This is a genomic window from Verrucomicrobiia bacterium, from assembly GCA_035574275.1.
In the GTDB taxonomy this organism is placed as follows: domain Bacteria; phylum Zixibacteria; class MSB-5A5; order DSPP01; family DSPP01; genus DSPP01.
This window is the reverse complement of sequence record DATLYY010000078.1, coordinates 1-19,038: the sequence shown is the minus strand read 5'-3', so window position 1 is coordinate 19,038 and position 19,038 is coordinate 1. Positions and strand designations below refer to the sequence as shown.

Below are 19,038 nucleotides of genomic sequence, written 5' to 3'. Positions count from 1 at the left end.
CGGCCTACTTCATCCCTTCGCCGGTATCCAGAATGATTCCCGCCAGCCGCTCCAGCTCCATATCGGAAAAGAAATGGATTTCAACTCTCCCCCGCCCCTTCTGGTTGCGAAAAATTTTGACCTTGGTGGCCAAATGCCTTTGCATCTCGGACTGCAAATCCTCGGCGGAGGCGGAAAGCGCCGGCGACCGGCGGGCGGTGCGGCGTTTCAAAACCAGTTTTTCCGCCGAACGGACGGTCATCTTCTCCGATGCCATCTTCTCCGCCAGTTTCACCTGCGCTTCCGAATCCGCCAGATTCAATAGCGTCCGCGCGTGGCTGGGGGTTATCCGGGCTTCGGAAATAATAAACTGAACGTCCTCCGGCAAAGTCAAAAGCCGAAGCGAATTGGCAATGACCGAACGCTCCTTCCCCACCCGCTTGGCAATCTCCTCCTGCGTCAAGTTGCACTCTTCCGCCAATCGCTTATACGCCCTCGCTTCATCAATCGGGTTCAAGTCCTCCCGCTGCAGGTTTTCAATAAGCGCCAGCTCAATCTTCTCCTCTTTGGTTAATCCTTCGAGGATTATAGCCGGTACTTGTTTATATCCTGCCATTTCGGCAGCTGTAACTCTTCGCTCCCCTGCAACCAGTTCGTACCCACTGTCTTTTGGCGTTACCAAAATTGGCTGAAGTACTCCTTTTTCGGCTATCGAATCCGCCAATTCACTAAGTGTTACGGCATGTAAGTCGGTGCGTGGTTGATACGGGCTTTTGTAAATGATGTCGATTGGAATCTCCTGCAGCTTCCCCTCTTCCGCCGCCGCCTCTTCCGTCATGCCTGGAATCAAAGCCCCCAAACCTCTCCCCAATGCCGGCTTCTTCATTTGCGCCTCCTATCTCAAATTTTTTCCAAAATTCTACTCATGCCCTTCTGTTATATGGGCGTCTTCAGCCATCACTCCGGTTTGCCTGCGCTTTTGTCAGTCAAAGAATTTTCAACCTCGGGCCTGCCTGCTTCCGGTGAATCGGACCCCAAAATCTCCTTTGCCAAGGCCAGATAATTTTCCGCGCCGGAGGAAAGAATGTCGTACATGATAATCGGCTTGCCGAAGGAAGGCGCCTCCGAAAGCCGCACATTGCGGGAGATGACCGTCTCGTACACCTTCCCGGAAAAATATTTGCGCGCCTCCTCCGCCACCTGTTTGGACAAATTCAGACGTGAATCGTACATGGTCAAAAGCACCCCCTCGATTTTCAAATTTGGGTTCAGATGCTTCTGAATCAGCCGGATGGTATTGAGAAGTTGACCCAATCCCTCAAGGGCATAGTACTCACACTGAATCGGAATCAAAACCGAATCCGCGGCGGTCAGCGTGTTCAAAGTCAAAAGCCCAAGCGACGGCGGGCAATCGATCAAAATAAATTCATACTGATTAAGAATCGACTCCAAAGCAGAGGCCAATTTTTTCTCCCGGGCGATTTGGTTCACCAGCTCCACCTCCGCGCCGACCAAGCGCACGTGGGCCGGGAGCAAATCCAGAAAAGGAATGTCGGTTTTGATTATCGCTTCGGCAATCGGCTTTTCCTCTATCAAAACTTCGTAGACAGTCAGGCCCAATTTTTCCTTGTCGATTCCCAAACCGGAGGTGGTGTTCCCCTGCGGGTCGATGTCGAGGAGCAGCGTTTTCTTTTCCGCCACCGCCAAGCAGGAAGCGAGGTTTATGGCTGTGGTCGTCTTGCCGACGCCCCCCTTCTGGTTGGCAATGGCGATAATTTTCGCTTTTTTCGGAAAAAATTTGGTCTCCTGGCCGTTTTGCACTTCGAGTTGGCCTCCTATGAGCCCCTTGGACTGCTCCACGTCCCCCAAGTTAACTTCTTGTCCCGGTTTGTGCAAGCCAAAGTTCTCCCGTATGCGCCCCCGCGGTGAAATGATTATGCTTTTTTCAGAAAGGCCAATCCAATCTGGTACTTGGCCTTTTTAAATTTTACCTCTTTGGCCCCCAGCAAGATGACCTTTGGAAATTTTTTCAAGGCCGAAACTTCACGCGAAAAATCGGTTGCTTTGATTGCTATAGCTAATGAATTCAGATGCATAAACGGATAGGCGGCCTTGGCAAATTTTTCCAATGGACCAAAGGCACGCGCAGTCACAAAATCGAAGGTCCGTCCCTGCTTGGCAAAATCCTCCGCCCGCATTTCCAAGACCTCCAAACCTTGCAGCCCGAGCACTTTTTCCAATTTCTCCAAAAAAAGAAACTTTTTATGATTCGGCTCAAGCAGGGTGAAGTTTAAATCAAAGCGGGCGATCTTCAAACAAATCGCTGGAAAGCCGGCACCGGAGCCGAGGTCCAAAACGGTAGCCCCCTGCGGCGGGGAAAAATCCTTCAAGATTAGCAGTGACTCCAAAAAAAGCTTTTCAAATCCCTTTTCAGAAATCGAGGCCGTGGAGGCCAAGCCGAGCTGCTTGCCGTGCTCCCGAAAGAGGGAATAATAGAGTTCCACCTCCCTTTTGGGAAGCAAAAAACCCAATTCACTCTTGGCTATTTTGAATAGTTCCAATTTGTTATAAAAAATGTTTCACGTGAAACAATTTTGGTTTGAATGATTTCGCTCCAATGAAATCGGGCATTGGGAGGCAGAATATATTGCAGAATGCCCAAAAAGCAAATACAAAATATTGGTCAATGTGATGCGCCATACCAAGCGCTTAGGCCCAAAAAATGGGCAAAACAGCACAAAAAACATGATTTACTCTTGGATAAGTAGCTTATTAGTAACGGTTTATAAAAATTGTTTCACGTGAAACAATTTTGATTGTCGTTAGCCGACGACTGGAAGTTCGTGCTTTCTTTGTCCGCGGTATTTTTTGAGGAAAATGGAAAGGATAGAAATATCGCTGGGGGTGATGCCGGAAATGCGGGAGGCTTGGCCCAAGGTTGTGGGACGGATTTTGGAGAGCTTTTGGCGTGCTTCCATTTTGAGTCCGGAAATGGAGGAATAGTCAAAATCGAAAGGAACCGGGACTCCCTCCATTTTCTGGAAGCGCTCGATTTCCTCTTTCTGCCTTTCGATGTAGCCGGAGTATTTCACTTCGACTTCGACTTTGGCGGCTATAGTTGGCGGCAGCTCGGCGCAGAGGGGGTCCGCTTCGGCCACCCGGCTCCAGCTTATCCAAGGGCGGCGGAGCAGATTGAAAAGCGAGGCCTTTTTTGCGCTGTTTCCGTTTGAGTTCGAATTTCCATTCTGTACAACGGAGGAACCCATTTCCAAATGCGCTGCGCCGGATGAACCGTTCCCGTTTTTTTCGGGCAATTGAAAACCTGAATCAAAAACGAAAGTTTTCTTCAGGCGCAAAATTTCCGATTTGATTTTGGCCTGGCGATCCAGAAATTCATCATACTGTTCATTGGAAATTAGCCCAAGCTCATAACCCAATGGCAGCAAGCGCAAATCGGCGTTGTCCTCGCGTAAAATCAGCCGATATTCGGCGCGGGAGGTGAACATACGGTACGGCTCCTCAGTACCTTTGGTTATTAAATCGTCAATCAAAACACCGATGTAAGCCAAGTTTCGGGTCAAAATGACAGGATTTCTGCCAATTATGGAACAGGCGGCGTTGATTCCGGCGATAAACCCCTGCGCGGCGGCTTCCTCGTATCCTGATGTCCCGTTAATTTGGCCGGCGAAGTAAAGATTCTTGACGATTTTGGTTTCGAGGGTTGGATAAAGCTGCGTCGGGCAGAAATAATCGTATTCGACGGCGTAGCCGGCGCGAAGCATTTCCACTTTTTCCAGCCCAGAAATAGTCCGCAACGCTTTGAACTGGACTTCCTCCGGCAGGGAAGTGGAAAAGCCGTTGATGTAAACCAAATCGGTGTCGTACCCTTCCGGCTCCAGAAAAAGCTGGTGGCGCTCCTTGTCGGCGAAGCGGTAAATTTTATCCTCCACGCTGGGGCAGTAGCGGGGGCCCACGCCTTTGATTTTGCCGGAAAACATCGGCGAGCGGTGAATATTTTCGCGGATGATTTTGTGCGTTTCCGGCGTGGTGTAGGTCAAATGGCACAAAAGCTGGGGATTCGTTATCTCTTTCGTAAAAATCGAAAACGGCGGCGGCGGATCGTCGCCGGGCTGGGGGGAGAGCCGGTCGTAGTCGATGGATTTGCCGGCGAGGCGCGGCGGGGTGCCGGTTTTCAGCCGGCCGGTTTTGAAGCCGAGTTGCAAAAGCTTTTCGGTCACGCCGGCAACCGGCGCTTCGCCGATGCGGCCGGCGGGAATCGACTTTTCCCCCATATGAATCAGCCCGTTTAAGAAAGTTCCGGAGCAGAGTACGACTGCACGGGCGGAAAAAAAGCGGCCGTCTTCGGTGATTACGCCGGTGATTTTTGAAGAGGGGCTGCCCGAGGCCTCGTTCTCCAGTGTTTCGACAGCGAAATCTACGACTTTCCCCTCGACAATGGTCAAACCCGGCTGGGATTCGACTACCGCGCGCATTTTTTGATGGTAGAGGGTGCGGTCGCACTGGGCGCGGGAGGACCAGACGGCCGGGCCTTTGGAGCGGTTCAAAATTTTCCATTGGAGGCCGGCAAGGTCGGTCACTTTGGCCATTTCGCCCCCCATCGCGTCGATTTCCTTGACCAGTTGGCCTTTGGCCTGGCCGCCGATGGCCGGGTTGCAGCTCATCCGGGCGATGGTTTCCTTCGACTGGCAGAAAAGGGCGGTTTCCACCCCCATTCGGGCCGCGGCCAAAGCCGCCTCGCAGCCCGCATGCCCGGCGCCGATGACGATGAGGTCGAAATGGGACGACATATACAAGCGCCATAAGCTACATAAGGGAAGCAAATCTCGCAACCTGTAAAGAAAATGATCCTGTTTGCAAAGTGCTTCCATTTCCTTTAATTTGGAAGGCGAGAGAAAACAAAATGTCGATACCAGATTATCAAAGTATCATGTTGCCGCTGCTGAAATTTGCCAGCGATCAGCGGGAGCATTCTCTTAGGGAGGCAATCGAATTACTTGCGCAAGAATTTAACGTCACAGAAGACGATCGAAAGAAACTCCTACCTAGTGGCTTGCAAGAAATCTTTGATAACCGCGTCGGGTGGGCCCATACGTATTTAAAAAAAGCAGGCCTTTTAGATTCAACAAAGAGGGGGTATTTCAAAATCACTTCCAGAGGATTGGATGTATTAAGAAAAAACCCAAAAACGATAAACGTTGCTTTTTTAAGGAGTTTCCCGGAGTTTGTCGAATTTCAGACCGTAAAAAAAGATCAAGATGAATCCGAGGGGGAAGCAGAGAAGGCAACCGAAAAGACACCCGAGGAATCCCTTGAGTCAGGATACCAGAGGATAAGGCGTGATTTGTCCACCGAACTTCTCGCTAAAGTCAAAAGTTCTTCGCCTAAATTTTTTGAAAAGCTAGTAGTAGAATTATTGTTGAGAATGGGATACGGTAGTTTCAGAGACGATGCTGGAAAAGCGACCGGGGGGAGCGGGGATGAAGGAATTGACGGCCTAATCAATGAAGATAAGCTCGGGCTAGATGTAATCTACCTCCAAGCAAAAAGATGGGATGGCATTATTGGTCGGCCTGAAGTTCAAAAATTTGCCGGTGCCCTCCAGGGACGCAAGGCCAGGAAGGGTGTTTTTATAACAACCTCAAAATTCTCTGATGATGCCCATGACTTTGTATCAAAAATTGACAGCAAAATAGTTCTGATTGACGGTGAGAAGTTGACTCAACTCATGATTGACCATGATGTGGGGGTTTCAAAACACGTTTCATATGAAATCAAAAAAATTGATTGGGACTATTTTGTAGAGGAATAAAATATACAAACCGAATCACGACAAGCAATGACGATGCATAAAATCATAATTGGCGATTCGCGGAGAATGACGGAGGTGCGGGATGAGTCCGTTCAACTTGTCGTTACCTCGCCGCCGTACTGGCAGTTAAAAGATTACGGGCATAAGGAGCAAATCGGCTACAACGACACCTATGAGGATTACATCAACAACCTGAATCTGGTTTGGAACGAGTGCCACCGGGTGCTCTCGCCCGGCTGCCGGCTGTGCGTGAACATCGGCGACCAGTTTGCCCGCTCGGTGTATTACGGCCGCTATAAAATCATTCCGATTCGCACCGAAATCATAAAGTTCTGTGAAACGATTGGCTTTGATTATATGGGGGCCATCATCTGGCAGAAGGTAACGACCACGAACACCACCGGCGGTGCCACCATAATGGGTTCGTTTCCTTATCCGCGCAACGGCATCGTGAAATTGGATTATGAGTTTATTCTAATTTTCAAAAAAATGGGAATTCCGCCCAAAGCCACAAAAGAACAGAAGGAAAAATCAAAGCTCACCACGAAAGAATGGAACGAGTATTTTTACGGGCATTGGAATTTCCCCGGGGAAAGACAGGACAAGCATCTGGCCGCTTTTCCGGAAGAATTGCCCAAGCGTTTAATCAAAATGTTTTCCTTCGTAGAAGATACCGTCTTGGATCCCTTTGTAGGCAGTGGTACAACCACGTTGGCCGCAAAAAACTTAGGGCGAAATTCCATCGGATATGAAATCAATCCAGAATTTCTTCCTATCATCAAAAAGAAACTTGATACAAAAAAAGGAGACCTTTTTAAAAAAGGTGGATGCTTTCTGGAAATTGAGAAATCCAAGACTACCATTGACACTAATAGCGAAATCAAGAAACTTCCTTACATTTTTAAAGACCCAATCAAATTCGAAAAGAAGGTGGACCTCAAAAAACTTCGCTTTGGCTCCAAAATTGATGGAAAAGAAAAACCGAACGGAAACCTTTATGCCGTGCGCAAAATTGAAGCGCCCGACCGGGTGAAATTGGACACCGGTTTAATCGTTCGGCTCTTAGGAATTAAACCCATTCAAGAGAAAAAGGCGGAGGCGGAGGCATACCTCGCGAATCTTTTAAAAGGGCAGAAGGTGTTCCTTAAATTCGACCAGCAAAAATATGATGAGAAAGCAAATCTCCTTGGCTATCTGTATTTAAAAAACAAGACATTCATTAATCAGCATTTGATTAAGAGCGGATTGGTAAAAGTGGACACCGCTCACGAATATCTGGCTAAATCAAAGTTTCTACGAGTTGCATTCAGCCTCGGCAACGGAGCCTAGTTGCCGAAGCTAAAACTTTCAAACGAAGAAATCCGTCGCGCCTTAGGCTCTCCTTCTTCGGCATTCCCCAAGTACACAACCCAACTCATCAACCTTGCCAATCAGAATGCACAGGGTACTCGCCCCAAAGTAGTGGGACAATTGAGCGAGCTGATTCAGAAGTTTCCCGGCAAGACGTTGGCTGAATGGGAAAATTGGTATTTAAGAACGCATCCAGAAGCAATTGCGGTCGCTACTGCAAAAATCGTGGAAATGCTTTCTCAGCTCAAGGATGCGATGAATAAAATCGACCAAAAGTTGGTGGAGCAATGGGTGAAGGACCTGGTGATAGTAAAAACATTCGTGGGTTTGCGGTTTCAGGAAGCGATTCTAAAAAAGGTGGCCGACCAAAAAGATGAAAAATATAGATTGGCGACACCGGAGGAGGAGTCAAAGGGAACCGACGGGTTCATCGGAAAAATCCCCGTATCGATAAAGCCGACCACGTATAAATCTAAACGGGCGTTGGGAGAGAAAATTGAAACGGGGATTATTTATTACACCAAGAAAAAAGATGGAATAGAAATCGAATTTGATTAAAAAATGGAAGGGCGGGCACCCCTCGAGTTCCCTTGGGGCAAGCGGGGACCTACCCCTACGAAAGACGACCTAACCCCTTTGTCCCCTTCCCGGTGCGGGAAGGGGAGAAAAGGCACCTCACCCTGTGGTCCCTCTCCACGGGGTGGAGAGGGACGGGCGATTCATGAATCGCCCCTACAAACAGAAAAGGGCAACCACGGGGAGTTGCCCCTACAAAACCCTAATCCGCCAGGCGCAGCGGCATTAAGAGATAGAAATAATCCGAGCCGTTTTTCTTGACGGTGTCGGCGATGATGCCGGCGGAAAGGGGGCTGCCCAAGTTGAACAGGACCTCCTCGCCTTCCAACTGCTTCAAAATATCCAACACATAGCCGGCGTTGTAGCCCAGCTCCATCTCCTCGCCTTCGTATCCCGCCGATAAAGTTTCTTTGGCCTCGCCGGCGAAGTCCGGATTGTGGGCGGAAAGCTCGATGGAGGATTTGCGAAGCGAGATTTTGACCTGATGGGTGAGGGAATTGGAAAGCAGGCCGACCCGCTTGAGGGCGGACATAAAAGCCGGGCGGTTCAAGCGCAGCTTTTTGTCGTTCCCTTTGGGAATGACTTGGTCATAATCCGGATAGGGGCCTTCGATAATCCGGGAGGAGATGACCGTGTCCCCTAAATCGAAGATGATATTTTTTTCGCCGAAGAGGACGCCCACTTCTTTGGATTCATCCTCGCCGACCAGCTTTTCCACCAGCTCCAGTCCCTTGGGGGGGACGATGACGTCGTCGTGCAGGCCCTTGAGTTTCTTATTCACCACCGACATTTTGGCCAGGCGGTGGCCGTCGGTGGCGACCATCGTCATCATATCGCCGGAGGTCTGCCACAAAATGCCGGTTAGAACCGGGCGGGTGTCGTCCCGCGAGGCGGCAAAGCGGGTGCGGCGAATCAGATTAATCATATCCTCGCCGGGGATGCGAATCAGCTTGGCGGGGGAGGACTCGGGAAGCCGCGGAAACTCGTCGGCCGGCATGCCGCCCAGCTTGTAGGAACCCTTGTCGGCTTTCAGTTCCACCCGGTTGTCGTGGGCGATTACCTCGATGTTGGTTTCCGGAAGTTCGCGCACCAAACTGTCCAAAAGCCGGGCGGGGACGGTGACCGCGCCCTGCTTGGTGACGTTGGCCGGAACGGAAGTGGTAACGCCGATGTCCAAATCGGTGGCGGAAATTTTTACTTTGCCATCCGCCGTTGACAAAAGAAAATTACCCAAAATCGGAAGCGTGGTGCGGTTCGGCACCGCCGAGGTGACGTTGGTTATGGCGTTAAGAAATTTGCTTCTTGGCAGCGAAAACTTCATCTAGGCCTCCCGTTTTAGGTTTACCGCCCAGTGTCTTTTGGTCATAGTGTATTCAATATACAATCACAATAAAGGGTGTGCAAATGTGGAAGAGGGTGCTTCCGGCATTGTCCCTCCGGTATTTAATGGAAAAGTTAATCTGAAAACTTTCTTTGTAACCGGTCTGTTTTTGTGCAACAATTTTTTGTTGATAAGCTGCATGTTAAGATGTTAGTTAGATAAAACGTTTATCAATTGCTCGATTTCCTGACGGAATTTGTTGTCTGATTTCATCCGGCCGGAGACGATTTCGCAGGCGTGGATGACAGTGGAATGGTCCCGCCCGCCAAAATAGGAGCCGATTGATTTCAGGGAATGGTCGGTTAAAAGCCGGCAGAGGTACATTGCCACCTGCCGGGCCATGGCGACTTCTTGAGTTTTCTTTTTCGCTAGAAGCAGTTCGGGGGCCAGCTTGAAATGCTCGGCGGTGCGCTTGTGGATGGCTTCGATGGTGATTCTTTTTTCAGAGGCCTTTAGATGGTCCCGCAGGACCTCCTTGGCCAGTTCAATATTGACATCTTTGCCCCAAAGGGAGGAATAGGCCAAAAGGCGGATTAAGCAGCCCTCCAGCTCGCGGATGTTGGAGGAGATGTTTTCGGCGATGAAGGTGATTACCTCGTCGCTGATGGTGAGCTTGTCCGATTCACTTTTTTTGCGCAAAATGGCGATGCGGGTCTCCAGGTCGGGGGGCTGGATGTCGACGGTCATCCCCCATTGAAAGCGGGAGAGGAGCCGCTCCTCCAGCCCTTTGGTCAAAGACGGCGGCCGGTCGGAGGAGAGGACAATCTGTTTGCCGGCCTGGTGCAGGGCGTTAAAGGTGTGGAAGAACTGCACTTGGGTCGATTCCTTGCCGACCAGAAACTGGATGTCATCCAAAAGCAAAACGTCCGCCTGCCGGTAGTAGGCGGTGAACTCCGAGGTGGTGTTGTTGGAAAGGGAGGTGATGAAATCGGAGGTGAAGCGCTCCGAGGTGACGTATAAAACCTTGGCAGCCGGATTGTCGTCCAAAACGGCGTGGCCGATCGCCTGCAACAAGTGCGTTTTTCCCAAACCAACGCCGCCGTAGAAATAGAGCGGGTTGTAACGGGTTTTTCCGGGGGCCTCGGAGACCGCGACCGCAACGGCGTGGGCCATCAAATTGGAATCCCCGCGCACGAACGATTCAAAGGTGTAGCGGGGGTTCAAAAGCTTGCGGTAGGGCTCGGCCTCGGTCGCCATTGCCGGTTTGGGATGGCCATTGCCGTTTGCGCCGTTGCCGTTGGTTGGGGGGGGAGCGGCGAGTGGAAAATCGGATTTTTCGCTGGAGACTTTGAAGCCGAAGGAAATTTCGGCACCTGTGACCGCCTGAAACGCCTCCGCAATCAAAGCTCGATAATGCTCCTCCAGCCATTCCGCCACGAAGCGGTTGGGAACGGTGATAAAGACCGTTCCGTTCTGACCAAAAAGCTTGGTGGGGCGCAGCCAGGTGTAGTAGGATTGGCGCTTGACCCTTTTTTCCAGATACTCCAATACCTCCGACCAAAGTTTTTCCGGTTCCGATAGCATTTCTCCTCCTGCTCCGATTAAGGAAGTGAACAATATATAAAGGTTAAAAGTTTTCTACATCAAAATAAAATAAGAACCCAATGACAGTTAAGCGTTTAGCATCGCTTAGCAAGCTTTCGCACCACTTATCCACATTTGACTGTCGAAAAGCCGGAGGCGGGCTTGGTTATGCCGCAACAAGTTAGCAGGCAAAGAGAAGTTTTCAACATACAAACACAAATCATAATAGCTTGCGCCTCATAAGGTTATGCGAAAATAAGACGCCCGGAAGACCAAGTCAAGAGAAAAATTCACATTTCGGTGGAAAAGTTGTAACCGGTTGAGTTTCAGCGCCCAAAGCATTGAAATTCCCGAAGATATTGGTAACAACGGGCACTTGGCTATTTGTCAACAAGTTGTCCGTTTTGGTTGATAATTTTAAGAGGAGAATTTTGAAAATTATTTTTTGACCGGATCGGCTTGGGGGGGGGCACCTCTCTTTCTTTTGGCCGGCCGCCGCATTTTGGAACGGGGCCACCAAAAAGTTTTTCAAAAAGAAAGGAATTGATTTTTGATGAATGAAACGGTTTACTTCGTTTGGGTTAAGAAAGGAATTGGAGATGTCGAAAAAGATAGAGAAGATGAACAAGCGGGGGATCACCATATCGTTTTCCTCCTCGGATCGGAAGGGGGGATTGGTTTTGCGTATTCCGGCCGGGATTTTGTATCTTTTGGCGGCCCTGCCGGTCGGATTTTTTACCGTTCTGCTTCTGGCCTATCTTTTTTTCCCCGTTCCGGCGGCGTACAAAGTGAACGGCTCGGAGAGCTCGGCCGTGGTGGAGCGGCTCTCGTTCATCGAAAAAGAACTGGCTCTTTCCCACGAGATGGCTTCCCGCATGGCGCGGCTGGTCGGGATCGAGATGGCCCAAAAAAGGGGAAAAAAGGATTCGCTGCGCCGGGAGCGGCCCGGGTTCACCATTCTGGCGGGGGATGAAAACGGGGCCCGGATTTTTCCCTTGGACGGGCGGGTGGAGGCCAAGGGGGGGCGGATGCTCATTAATTTCGACAAAAAAGACAGCGTGCGCGCCTCCGGCAGCGGGGTGGTGGCGGAGGTGATTCACAACAGCTTGGTCAACTGGATGATTACCGTGCAGCATAAAAACGGATATTTTTCCACCTATTCCGGCAACCTTTCCCCGCTGGTGAAACGGGGGGATGTTTTGAAATTGGGGGATGCCCTAGGGTTATCGACCCCGCCCCGCTTCGGTTCCGGCAAAATAGAGTTCGTGGTATTCAAAGAAGGACAGCCGGTTAGCCCGTTTACCGCTTTTTTGGACAAAGCCACGGAGGCCTCTCCCATGGAGGGCCGAAAGCCCGCCTCCGGCACTAAAAAAAGCGGTGTTAGCAACTCTTAAAAATATGTGGAAAAATCGAAAATTCATTGCTGTTCAAGAACTTGGTTCGCCATATTTAAACCAAAAAATAAACCTTTTCCACAGGTTTAGGCTTTAAAAGTGGGATATGGCAGTCGTTTTTTGACTTTTGTGCAGGCTGGAATTGTATGGTTTTCAAGGGGTTTGGAAGAGTAAACTTGGGGGGATGAAATGGATAAGATGTCCACGCTCAATTTGGTTGCCGTAGTTCTTTTCCTGTTTGGCTTGGCCGGGATTATTTATGCGTTGGTGCGAAAAATCACCGGCATCCGCTCCGCGCGCAAGGGGGAGCCGATCCGTTTTCGGCAGGGGACGCAGATTTTTCTGCCTTTGGGAGCGGGACTGGCATTCGTTTTCGTCGCCCAGGCGATTTTCTGGCTTTCCTCCCAGCGCACCAACTTCCGGGTTTTGGAGTTCAATTCCCCCCAGGCCCAAATCGAGGTGAAGCAGGCCAAGGACGAGAGCTTTTTCATCGAGTTTCAGGAAGGAGAGAAGGGGGTGCCGGTTAAAGTCCCTTATCTCAAACCGAACATCAAGGTGGTGACCCAGGTGGTGGTCTGGAAGCCGTTTTTCTCCTTTTTGGGGCCGATGCACACGGCCCGGGTGACCCGCATTGAATTCATCGACGAGGCGGGGGCCACTTTTGTTTTCACCAACTCCGACCAGGCGGCCGATTTTGCCGAGTGGGTCATCCATATCAACAAGTTCTTGCCGATTGCCGTTGTCCGGACGGTGGAAACCGACCCCCGGGTGCTGGCCGCAGGGCAAAAATACCGGCTTTTCGTCAATATGGACGAGGCCGTGCTGAAATCGATTTAACTCGGCTCCGGCCGACTTTTTTCTTTGCCCCCAGTCGATTTTTCACCTTTTACGAATGGACGGCCAGAAGCGGGTCCCTTTGATATAGATTTATTGGGGTAAGGTTTGAAGGTGTAACTTTTACAGCCGGGCGCCGGAGAGCAGTTTTTCACCGGTCGGCTCGACGACCCCGCCAGCCAGCTCCAAAGTCACGTTAAAGGCGAAGATATGTTCGGAGGGGGGGAGATGGGCGATTTTCACCTCGGCCGCGCCGGTGGAATCGACGTTGAACGTTTTGATGGCGACCGGCTTGCCGCCGGCAACCGCCCAAAACTGGTAGCTTTTGTCCGCCGGGGCGGGGGCCAGCCCGGAGGCAATCAAAATCCCCTGCCCCTCGACCGGGTCCCAGACCAGCTTGGCTCTCGCTTTTGGAGCGGCGGGCTGACCGGTCAGAATCAACACCTCCGTATGCGGCGCCAAAGCGAAGCCGAGCTTGGCCTGGGCGATTTTCAGCTCCTGCCTTTGGGCGACTGATTCGATGGTCAAATCCCGAAGCTCGAAGGATAGTTTGCGGGCGTTAAAACTGGAATAAACCGCCAGAATACTGGCGGCAATGCCGAAACCAAAGGCCAAAAGGGGCCAGAGGGACCGCCCCCGCTCGCTTCGTCCGGCAAAAACCTCCCCGGATTTGCCGCCGGAAGCTGCCGAAGAGGCCGGATTGGAACGTTCATTTGGCGAAAAATTTTTGTGTGGAGCTCCTCCCCCGCGGGCATCCGGTTCGATGGTGGCCATCAATTTGGTTTTCAGCGCTTCCAGGGCCTCGGCCGGGGCGGGAGGGTTCATCAGCGCCTCATCCAGCTCCGTGTCAGTCAAATGCTCCCAGCGCTCGTCCACCGGGGCGGAAGGGGGGAGCTGCGATTTGGCCAAAACATAGGCGTTTTGCAGAAGGCGGTTTTTTATTCCGTCCGGGGAATTGAACTGGTCGGACTCGTGCCAGAGCCGGAGAAAAAGCTCGAAAACCACCTGCTCCGCCCGCTCGGCGCTCTGGAGGATTTGATGGCCGAGGTTGTACGCCAGACCGGCGTAGCGGTCGAAAAGTTTTCCCACCGCGCGGGCATCGCCGGCGGCGATTTGGGCCACCAGCCGGGAGTCGAAGGCGGAATCGATATAGGCCGTGCTCATTGATTCAATCCTTTTCGGTCAGCGTCCAGATGTTGGCGAATCCCGTTTCCAATAACTTCAAAGTAAGACGGGGAAGCGGGAATTGTCAACCCGAAATGTGAAGTTTTTGCGCACCGTCGACCGGAACGAAAGAAAAGCAGACCGCTCCGCTGGAAGCAGGCGTTGGAGCGACCGGTGTTTCTGCAAAAAAATGCTAACCATTTGCAAGCAAAAGCCGATATATTAGGGGTGAATCAGGGGATCGAGCATGGCTGGAGGTTTATAAAAATGGATCAAGGAATAGCGGGTCTTGATATGGCGCCCGACGGATTGGGTGAACATGTCTAAAGACCGGCCCAAAATTGTGGTCATCGACGACGACCCGAAAGTGCCTTGGATACTCTCCGAAGGGCTGGAGGAGTTTGAGATCGTCGGCGCGCGGGACGGCGTGGAGGGGATTCAGCAGGTTTCCAAAATCAAACCGAATTTAGTGTTGCTGGATATCAAAATGCCGGGGCTTTCCGGGCTGGAGGTTTTGCAAAAATTGAAGGCCGCCGATTTGGGGCTGGATGTGATTATGCTTTCTGGCCACGGGGACACCAAAAACATCGTCGAATCGATCCGCCACGGGGCGTCCGAGTTCATCACCAAGCCGTTCGACGTGCGGGAGGTGGAAATCCACATCCAGAATGTTCTGGAAAAAAGCCGGCTCAAGCGGGAGCTTTCCCATCTCAAATCGGAACTGAAGGCCAAAAGCCAGTACGATACCTTCATCGGGGATTCGGCCCGGATGCTGGAGGTCAAAAACATCATCGAGCAGGTGGCGGACTCGGAGCTTTCCGTGGTCATCCGCGGGGAATCCGGCACGGGGAAGGAGATCGTGGCGCGGATGATTCACAATCTTTCCGGCCGCCGCGCGGAACCGTTCGTCAAGGTGAACTGCGCCGCCATTCCGCGCGATCTGTTGGAAGCGGAGCTGTTCGGCTACGAAAAGGGGGCCTTTACGGGGGCGCACAAAACCAAGCCGGGGCGGTTCGAGGTGGCCAACAAGGGAACCATGTTTCTGGATGAAATCGGGGACATGCCGATGGAGCTGCAGTCCAAGCTTTTGCAGGTCATCGAGCAGCACGAGTTTGTCCGCGTAGGCGGCATCCAGAACATCCGGGTGGATGTGCGCATCGTCTGCGCCACCAACAAGGATATGGAGGCGGCCATCGCCAGTCACCAGATGCGGGATGATTTGTTTTACCGGTTGAACGAAGTGGCCATCCTGCTTCCGCCGTTGCGGGAACGGCCGGAGGATGTTCCGCTTTTGGTGGCTCATTTTCTGGCCCGCTACAACGAACTGTACAAGAAAAATTTTCACACCATCACCGCCGAGAATATGGCCAGGATGCAGGGGTTTCACTGGCCCGGAAATGTGCGCCAGCTGGAAAACGTCATCAAGCAGGTGGTGGTGCGGGAGGATGATTCCATCGTTCCCTCGTTGCTTTCCGCCACGAGCGGGGTGGCTGGCTTTCCGGCCTTTTCCCTCGCTTCCGGTGCCGCTTCTTTGCCCGGAGCGGCGGCTGGCTATTCCTTGAAAAAAAGGGTGGATGACATCGTGTCGCGGGAGGAAAAGCGGGTAATCGCCGAAGTACTGCAGAAAACCAACTGGAACCGGCGCAAAGCGGCCGATATTCTGGAAATCTCCTACCGCTCGCTGCTTTATAAAATCAAAGAATACCGCATCAACGAACCGCAGTTGTAACCCGGCAAGCAGTAGTTTTTTGTGTATTCCCGTTCCGTTTTTGTGAAGCGGATTGCAGGGCTTTGGAATTTTCTCTTAAGCCGCAGGTAATAAATATCCACAGCCGGTGAGGAGTTATAAACTGGGTTCGCTGCACTTCTATGTATCAGCGGGTGTTGCCGCCCATCCCTTTCCGGCCATCAGATGAATTCAAGTGGTGTGGATAAGAAGTGAAAGAACAACAGCGGGCAGGGGCACGGGTTTTGCTCAAAGCGGTTTTTGAGGGGCCCATCAAGTAAAATTGCGGCTGGAGGCCGCCCCGAGTTTGGGTACAAGACAAGGATGTTGGCGAAAGGACTTGTGAGGCACCAAATCGATAAGGATTCGTCCGAGACGGAAGAGCCGCCGGGGGGTGCTTTGGACTGCAATTCTTCTTTTGTATCGCGAGCGGAGCAGGAGCTGAAGAGGGCGGAGCGGTATCTATCCTTCGTTTCGCTGGTTCTTTTTGAAGTGGTTCCGGTCGGCTACAACTGGGACGAGGAGCTGAAAAAACGGGTGGTGGAAGTGGCTCGGTCGTCCGTGCGGGAGACCGATTTGGTCGGCGTTTCGAACACCCACCGGGTGGCGGTTTTGCTGGTGGAGACCCCCCGCCGGGGGGCCGAACGGGCCTCCGAACGGCTGGCCGGGCAGCTTCTCGATTTCTGCCTCAAGGAAAAAGGCAAGAGCAAGCTGGTGATGCACATCCACTCCTTTCCCGAAGACCCGCAAGGGAAGGAGAATTTTTTGTCGGCCCTCGAAAAACTGCGTTAAATTTACAACCGCCGGTTAATTCGTTAGATAAGCCCGGCAGAGCTTTTCGGCCACTTCGGCGAAGTTTTTCTGCCCCTCCGGCTCACTGTTCGGGCCGGAGAGGTAGATCAATCGCTGCAAACTGTCGACCACCATCTTGAAGGGCGTGGTCGGGGGCCATCCCAGAAATTGGACGATGCTTGAATCGAGGGGAACGACCGGGAAACTTAGCGCAAAGTCCCTAGCCACCTGATCGGCCCAAACCGAATCTTCCTGTCGAACCAACGCAACGGCTAAAAACCCACGCGAAGAATAGGTTTTGTATAGCTTTTCCCAAAGTTCCGCCTCTTGTAAGCAGCCCCCACAATCCTGCTGGGTGAGAAAAACCAACAGAGTGAGGTCCGGCTTTCTGACCTCTTCCCCCTTTTTCTTTACGGATAATTGGCAGAATGGGGAGTAGCCGGAGGCCAACCGATACAGGTCGGAATCGGCGGAATGCTTAAGTTGGGTGCGCATATTTTCCACTTGGTTATGAAGGGCGCGGTTCTGACGCAATAGAAAAAAGTTGAAGACAGCAAAGACCAAAAGGGCTGCGATGTTCGCCCAAAGCAAAAAACGCTTCACGCCTACCGCCCGGTTTTGGAAACCTTTTTTCCGACGGACATTGGCTTTAAGTTAAGTTTATACTTTCCCAACACCACCGGCCCGTCTTTGGCCGGGTTCTCCGGCGTTTCGGGCGCTAGGGCAAACCAGAGGTTATCCTTGTCATCCACGCATAAAAACCGGTGCGGCGTGTGCAAACCACCGGCCATCAGATTCCCCTCCCGGTCGTAAATATCGATAAAAAACCCGCCATCATACATCCGCTCTGGATTGTAGTTTTTGACGAAGGGTTTTCCCTTTTCACCCGCCAACATCACCAAAAGCACGTATCCGCTCTGGGTGGCCGCGCATTCCACTACCGGCGTCCAGGTTTTAAGCCACTTCAACCAACTTTTGCGGGAGATAGGGCCTTTCAGTTTGTCAGGCGGCTTGAAGAGCTGGGTCTTGCCAACAATCTCCTTCTTTCGACTGCCGTTTATCCCGTAACGAAAAACTTTGTGGAAAGGAGGATACACACACCATACGTCGCCCGCCGTGTCTACGTCAACGGAGGGAAATTTGACGCTTGATTCGGTGTAAATAGAATCCAAAGGGAAGAAATCGCGGATGAATTTTCCGTCCCCCGTGTAAAGGTGCAGGAGGTTGTGATTGGGATAACCCACACCGATGCCAACAATTTCGCCGCCCGGGGCCACATCCAAGCGCTCGATGTTGTGGCCCCACAGTTCTTTCAGGTTCTGCGCACGCACATTGCCTTGCTCTACGACTTTCTTTAAAGAGCCTAATGTGTCGTAGATGAAAAGATAGGCCATGGAGGTCGTTACCAGCAAACCGTCCTTGCTTTCCATAGCGTCATAAAATTTCTGTTTGCGTATTACTCGCCCTCCGTCTGGGTGGGGTGTATCAAGACGTCGTGTGTTTTGTCCATTGGGGGAAAACACCTTTAAACCCCGGAAGCCATCTCCTCCGACTTCCCAGTCTATGGCGTAAATTTTTCCCGAAGTCCCTACTTTTGCTCCCAGCAGAGAACCAAATGCCAATTTGGCATCTTGCAACTTAAGCTTTCCGCTTGAAACGAAAAACTTGTCAAATCTATCCTGGGCACTGAGTGTCCCCGTATTTCCTGTAAAGCAAAGGAGAAGCAATAGAGCCGGACCTCGGCATAATACCGAGGGCCGGCCTTTCCGAATCAGGGATAGCTTACTCAACTTGTAAACCTCCCGGACTCATTGTAAGGTTGTGCTCCGTACTGCCAAATCTAATTGACAGAGAAAAGCAATTGGTAAAAAAGCCGTCACAATCCCCCGTCCGATTGTTGTAGGTCAATAGCGCCAGCTGGAGTCTAATTGACCAAGCATTGGCCTTTTTGATGGCCTCCTGCCCCTCCATCAACCCCTTCACGTTCACTCCGCTCAACACCAAGAAGGCCGCCACCAGAAAGCCAACGGCTATCTGTCCGGTTTTCCATTTCCGTAAAAACATAATTCCTCCTTTTTCGTTTTGCAACCGGTTAAAGGGTTTCCCGAAATTATCGGGGCTTGCGTCCTTCCGTCAACAATGTTAGTTTATCCCATACCGCACCTCCTTGTTGAATGCAGGGTGTGGGCAGGCCGGCGCTCCCCGGAGAATCGGAGGGCGCCGGTCGTACCAGAAAGGAGAAACCTCCCCCGGCGTTTCCCAAATCCCTTTGGGCGGCTCGGCCGGGGGAGGGGAGGCAGAGGTAGTCGCCACGCTACCGCCGTCTGGTTCGAGGCCAATATCCCATGTGTGCTCCTGCCAAAGCATACGGGGAATAAAAAGAGAGGGGTGAAAACGGAAGTCAACGCCAAAATTTTGGCGTTTAGCGCCAAATTTTTGGCAGTTGGGAGTTAGAGGGTTATTTTGTAGCGCTTGATTTTGTAATGCA

General features: G+C 51.7%; 18 protein-coding genes. 8 read left to right on the top strand and 10 right to left on the bottom strand.

The window, feature by feature from the left end; genetic code table 11:
* Nucleotides 1–4: 4 nt before the first annotated feature.
* The 4 genes from VNL73_11400 to mnmG form a co-directional block, all read right to left on the bottom strand.
* Complete coding sequence (locus VNL73_11400) at nt 5–865, bottom strand: ParB/RepB/Spo0J family partition protein (protein ID HXF50013.1); 861 nt, start codon at nt 863–865, stop codon at nt 5–7.
* A 71-nt stretch (nt 866–936) separates the two neighbouring features.
* Nucleotides 937–1,800 (bottom strand): AAA family ATPase, encoded by an 864-nt coding sequence (locus VNL73_11395; GenBank protein ID HXF50012.1) that lies wholly within the window; start codon nt 1,798–1,800, stop codon nt 937–939.
* Between the two features lie 113 nt (nt 1,801–1,913).
* On the bottom strand, nt 1,914–2,510 hold the full coding sequence (gene rsmG / locus VNL73_11390) for a 16S rRNA (guanine(527)-N(7))-methyltransferase RsmG (GenBank protein ID HXF50011.1): 597 nt from the start codon (nt 2,508–2,510) through the stop codon (nt 1,914–1,916).
* A 291-nt stretch (nt 2,511–2,801) separates the two neighbouring features.
* Nucleotides 2,802–4,787: a tRNA uridine-5-carboxymethylaminomethyl(34) synthesis enzyme MnmG gene (gene mnmG, locus VNL73_11385; GenBank protein ID HXF50010.1), complete on the bottom strand. Its 1,986-nt coding sequence runs from the start codon at nt 4,785–4,787 to the stop codon at nt 2,802–2,804.
* Between the two features lie 113 nt (nt 4,788–4,900).
* Here mnmG and VNL73_11380 point away from each other — a divergent pair, with 113 nt between their 5' ends.
* From VNL73_11380 to VNL73_11370, 3 genes are read left to right on the top strand one after another with little or no spacing between them, the layout of a single operon-like run.
* The gene (locus VNL73_11380; GenBank protein HXF50009.1) at nt 4,901–5,809 is read left to right on the top strand and encodes a restriction endonuclease; all 909 of its coding nucleotides are present in this window, start codon (nt 4,901–4,903) and stop codon (nt 5,807–5,809) included.
* 27 nt (nt 5,810–5,836) lie between these two features.
* Nucleotides 5,837–7,138, top strand: coding sequence for a DNA methyltransferase (locus tag VNL73_11375; GenBank protein ID HXF50008.1), 1,302 nt, complete (start codon nt 5,837–5,839; stop codon nt 7,136–7,138).
* The gene (locus tag VNL73_11370) at nt 7,139–7,717 is read left to right on the top strand and encodes an MjaI family restriction endonuclease (GenBank protein ID HXF50007.1); all 579 of its coding nucleotides are present in this window, start codon (nt 7,139–7,141) and stop codon (nt 7,715–7,717) included.
* A gap of 220 nt (nt 7,718–7,937) precedes the next feature.
* On the opposite strand, the gene dnaN is transcribed toward VNL73_11370, so the two are convergent.
* Complete coding sequence (gene dnaN / locus VNL73_11365; GenBank protein ID HXF50006.1) at nt 7,938–9,056, bottom strand: DNA polymerase III subunit beta; 1,119 nt, start codon at nt 9,054–9,056, stop codon at nt 7,938–7,940.
* A 210-nt stretch (nt 9,057–9,266) separates the two neighbouring features.
* The gene (dnaA, locus tag VNL73_11360; protein HXF50005.1) at nt 9,267–10,640 is read right to left on the bottom strand and encodes a chromosomal replication initiator protein DnaA; all 1,374 of its coding nucleotides are present in this window, start codon (nt 10,638–10,640) and stop codon (nt 9,267–9,269) included.
* A 599-nt stretch (nt 10,641–11,239) separates the two neighbouring features.
* On the opposite strand from dnaA, the gene VNL73_11355 reads away from it, so the two are divergent.
* Together VNL73_11355 and VNL73_11350 are read left to right on the top strand one after the other, a co-directional pair.
* Complete coding sequence (locus VNL73_11355) at nt 11,240–12,034, top strand: M23 family metallopeptidase (protein ID HXF50004.1); 795 nt, start codon at nt 11,240–11,242, stop codon at nt 12,032–12,034.
* A gap of 189 nt (nt 12,035–12,223) precedes the next feature.
* Complete coding sequence (locus VNL73_11350; protein HXF50003.1) at nt 12,224–12,871, top strand: hypothetical protein; 648 nt, start codon at nt 12,224–12,226, stop codon at nt 12,869–12,871.
* Between the two features lie 120 nt (nt 12,872–12,991).
* Here VNL73_11350 and VNL73_11345 read toward each other — a convergent pair whose 3' ends face one another.
* The gene (locus VNL73_11345) at nt 12,992–14,032 is read right to left on the bottom strand and encodes an anti-sigma factor (GenBank protein HXF50002.1); all 1,041 of its coding nucleotides are present in this window, start codon (nt 14,030–14,032) and stop codon (nt 12,992–12,994) included.
* 174 nt (nt 14,033–14,206) lie between these two features.
* On the opposite strand from VNL73_11345, the gene VNL73_11340 reads away from it, so the two are divergent.
* The 3 genes from VNL73_11340 to VNL73_11330 all read left to right on the top strand — a co-directional run bounded on the left by VNL73_11340 (nt 14,207) and on the right by VNL73_11330 (nt 16,550).
* Nucleotides 14,207–14,359, top strand: a complete 153-nt coding sequence (locus tag VNL73_11340; protein ID HXF50001.1) for a hypothetical protein — start codon at nt 14,207–14,209, stop codon at nt 14,357–14,359.
* A complete protein-coding gene (locus VNL73_11335) occupies nt 14,352–15,761 on the top strand; it encodes a sigma-54 dependent transcriptional regulator (GenBank protein HXF50000.1) in 1,410 nt (469 codons plus the stop codon). The genes VNL73_11340 and VNL73_11335 overlap by 8 nt, the downstream gene beginning before the upstream one ends.
* Before the next feature lie 339 nt (nt 15,762–16,100).
* Nucleotides 16,101–16,550 carry a hypothetical protein gene (locus tag VNL73_11330; GenBank protein ID HXF49999.1) on the top strand — a complete coding sequence of 150 codons (450 nt, stop codon included), beginning with the start codon at nt 16,101–16,103 and terminating at the stop codon, nt 16,548–16,550.
* A gap of 15 nt (nt 16,551–16,565) precedes the next feature.
* Here the strand turns inward: VNL73_11330 and VNL73_11325 are convergent, their stop codons facing one another.
* From VNL73_11325 to VNL73_11315, 3 genes are all read right to left on the bottom strand, one after another.
* On the bottom strand, nt 16,566–17,153 hold the full coding sequence (locus VNL73_11325) for a hypothetical protein (protein ID HXF49998.1): 588 nt from the start codon (nt 17,151–17,153) through the stop codon (nt 16,566–16,568).
* 2 nt (nt 17,154–17,155) lie between these two features.
* A complete protein-coding gene (locus VNL73_11320) occupies nt 17,156–17,962 on the bottom strand; it encodes a hypothetical protein (GenBank protein HXF49997.1) in 807 nt (268 codons plus the stop codon).
* Nucleotides 17,963–18,332: 370 nt separating this feature from the next.
* Nucleotides 18,333–18,614: a hypothetical protein gene (locus tag VNL73_11315; protein ID HXF49996.1), complete on the bottom strand. Its 282-nt coding sequence runs from the start codon at nt 18,612–18,614 to the stop codon at nt 18,333–18,335.
* Nucleotides 18,615–19,038: the final 424 nt, after the last annotated feature.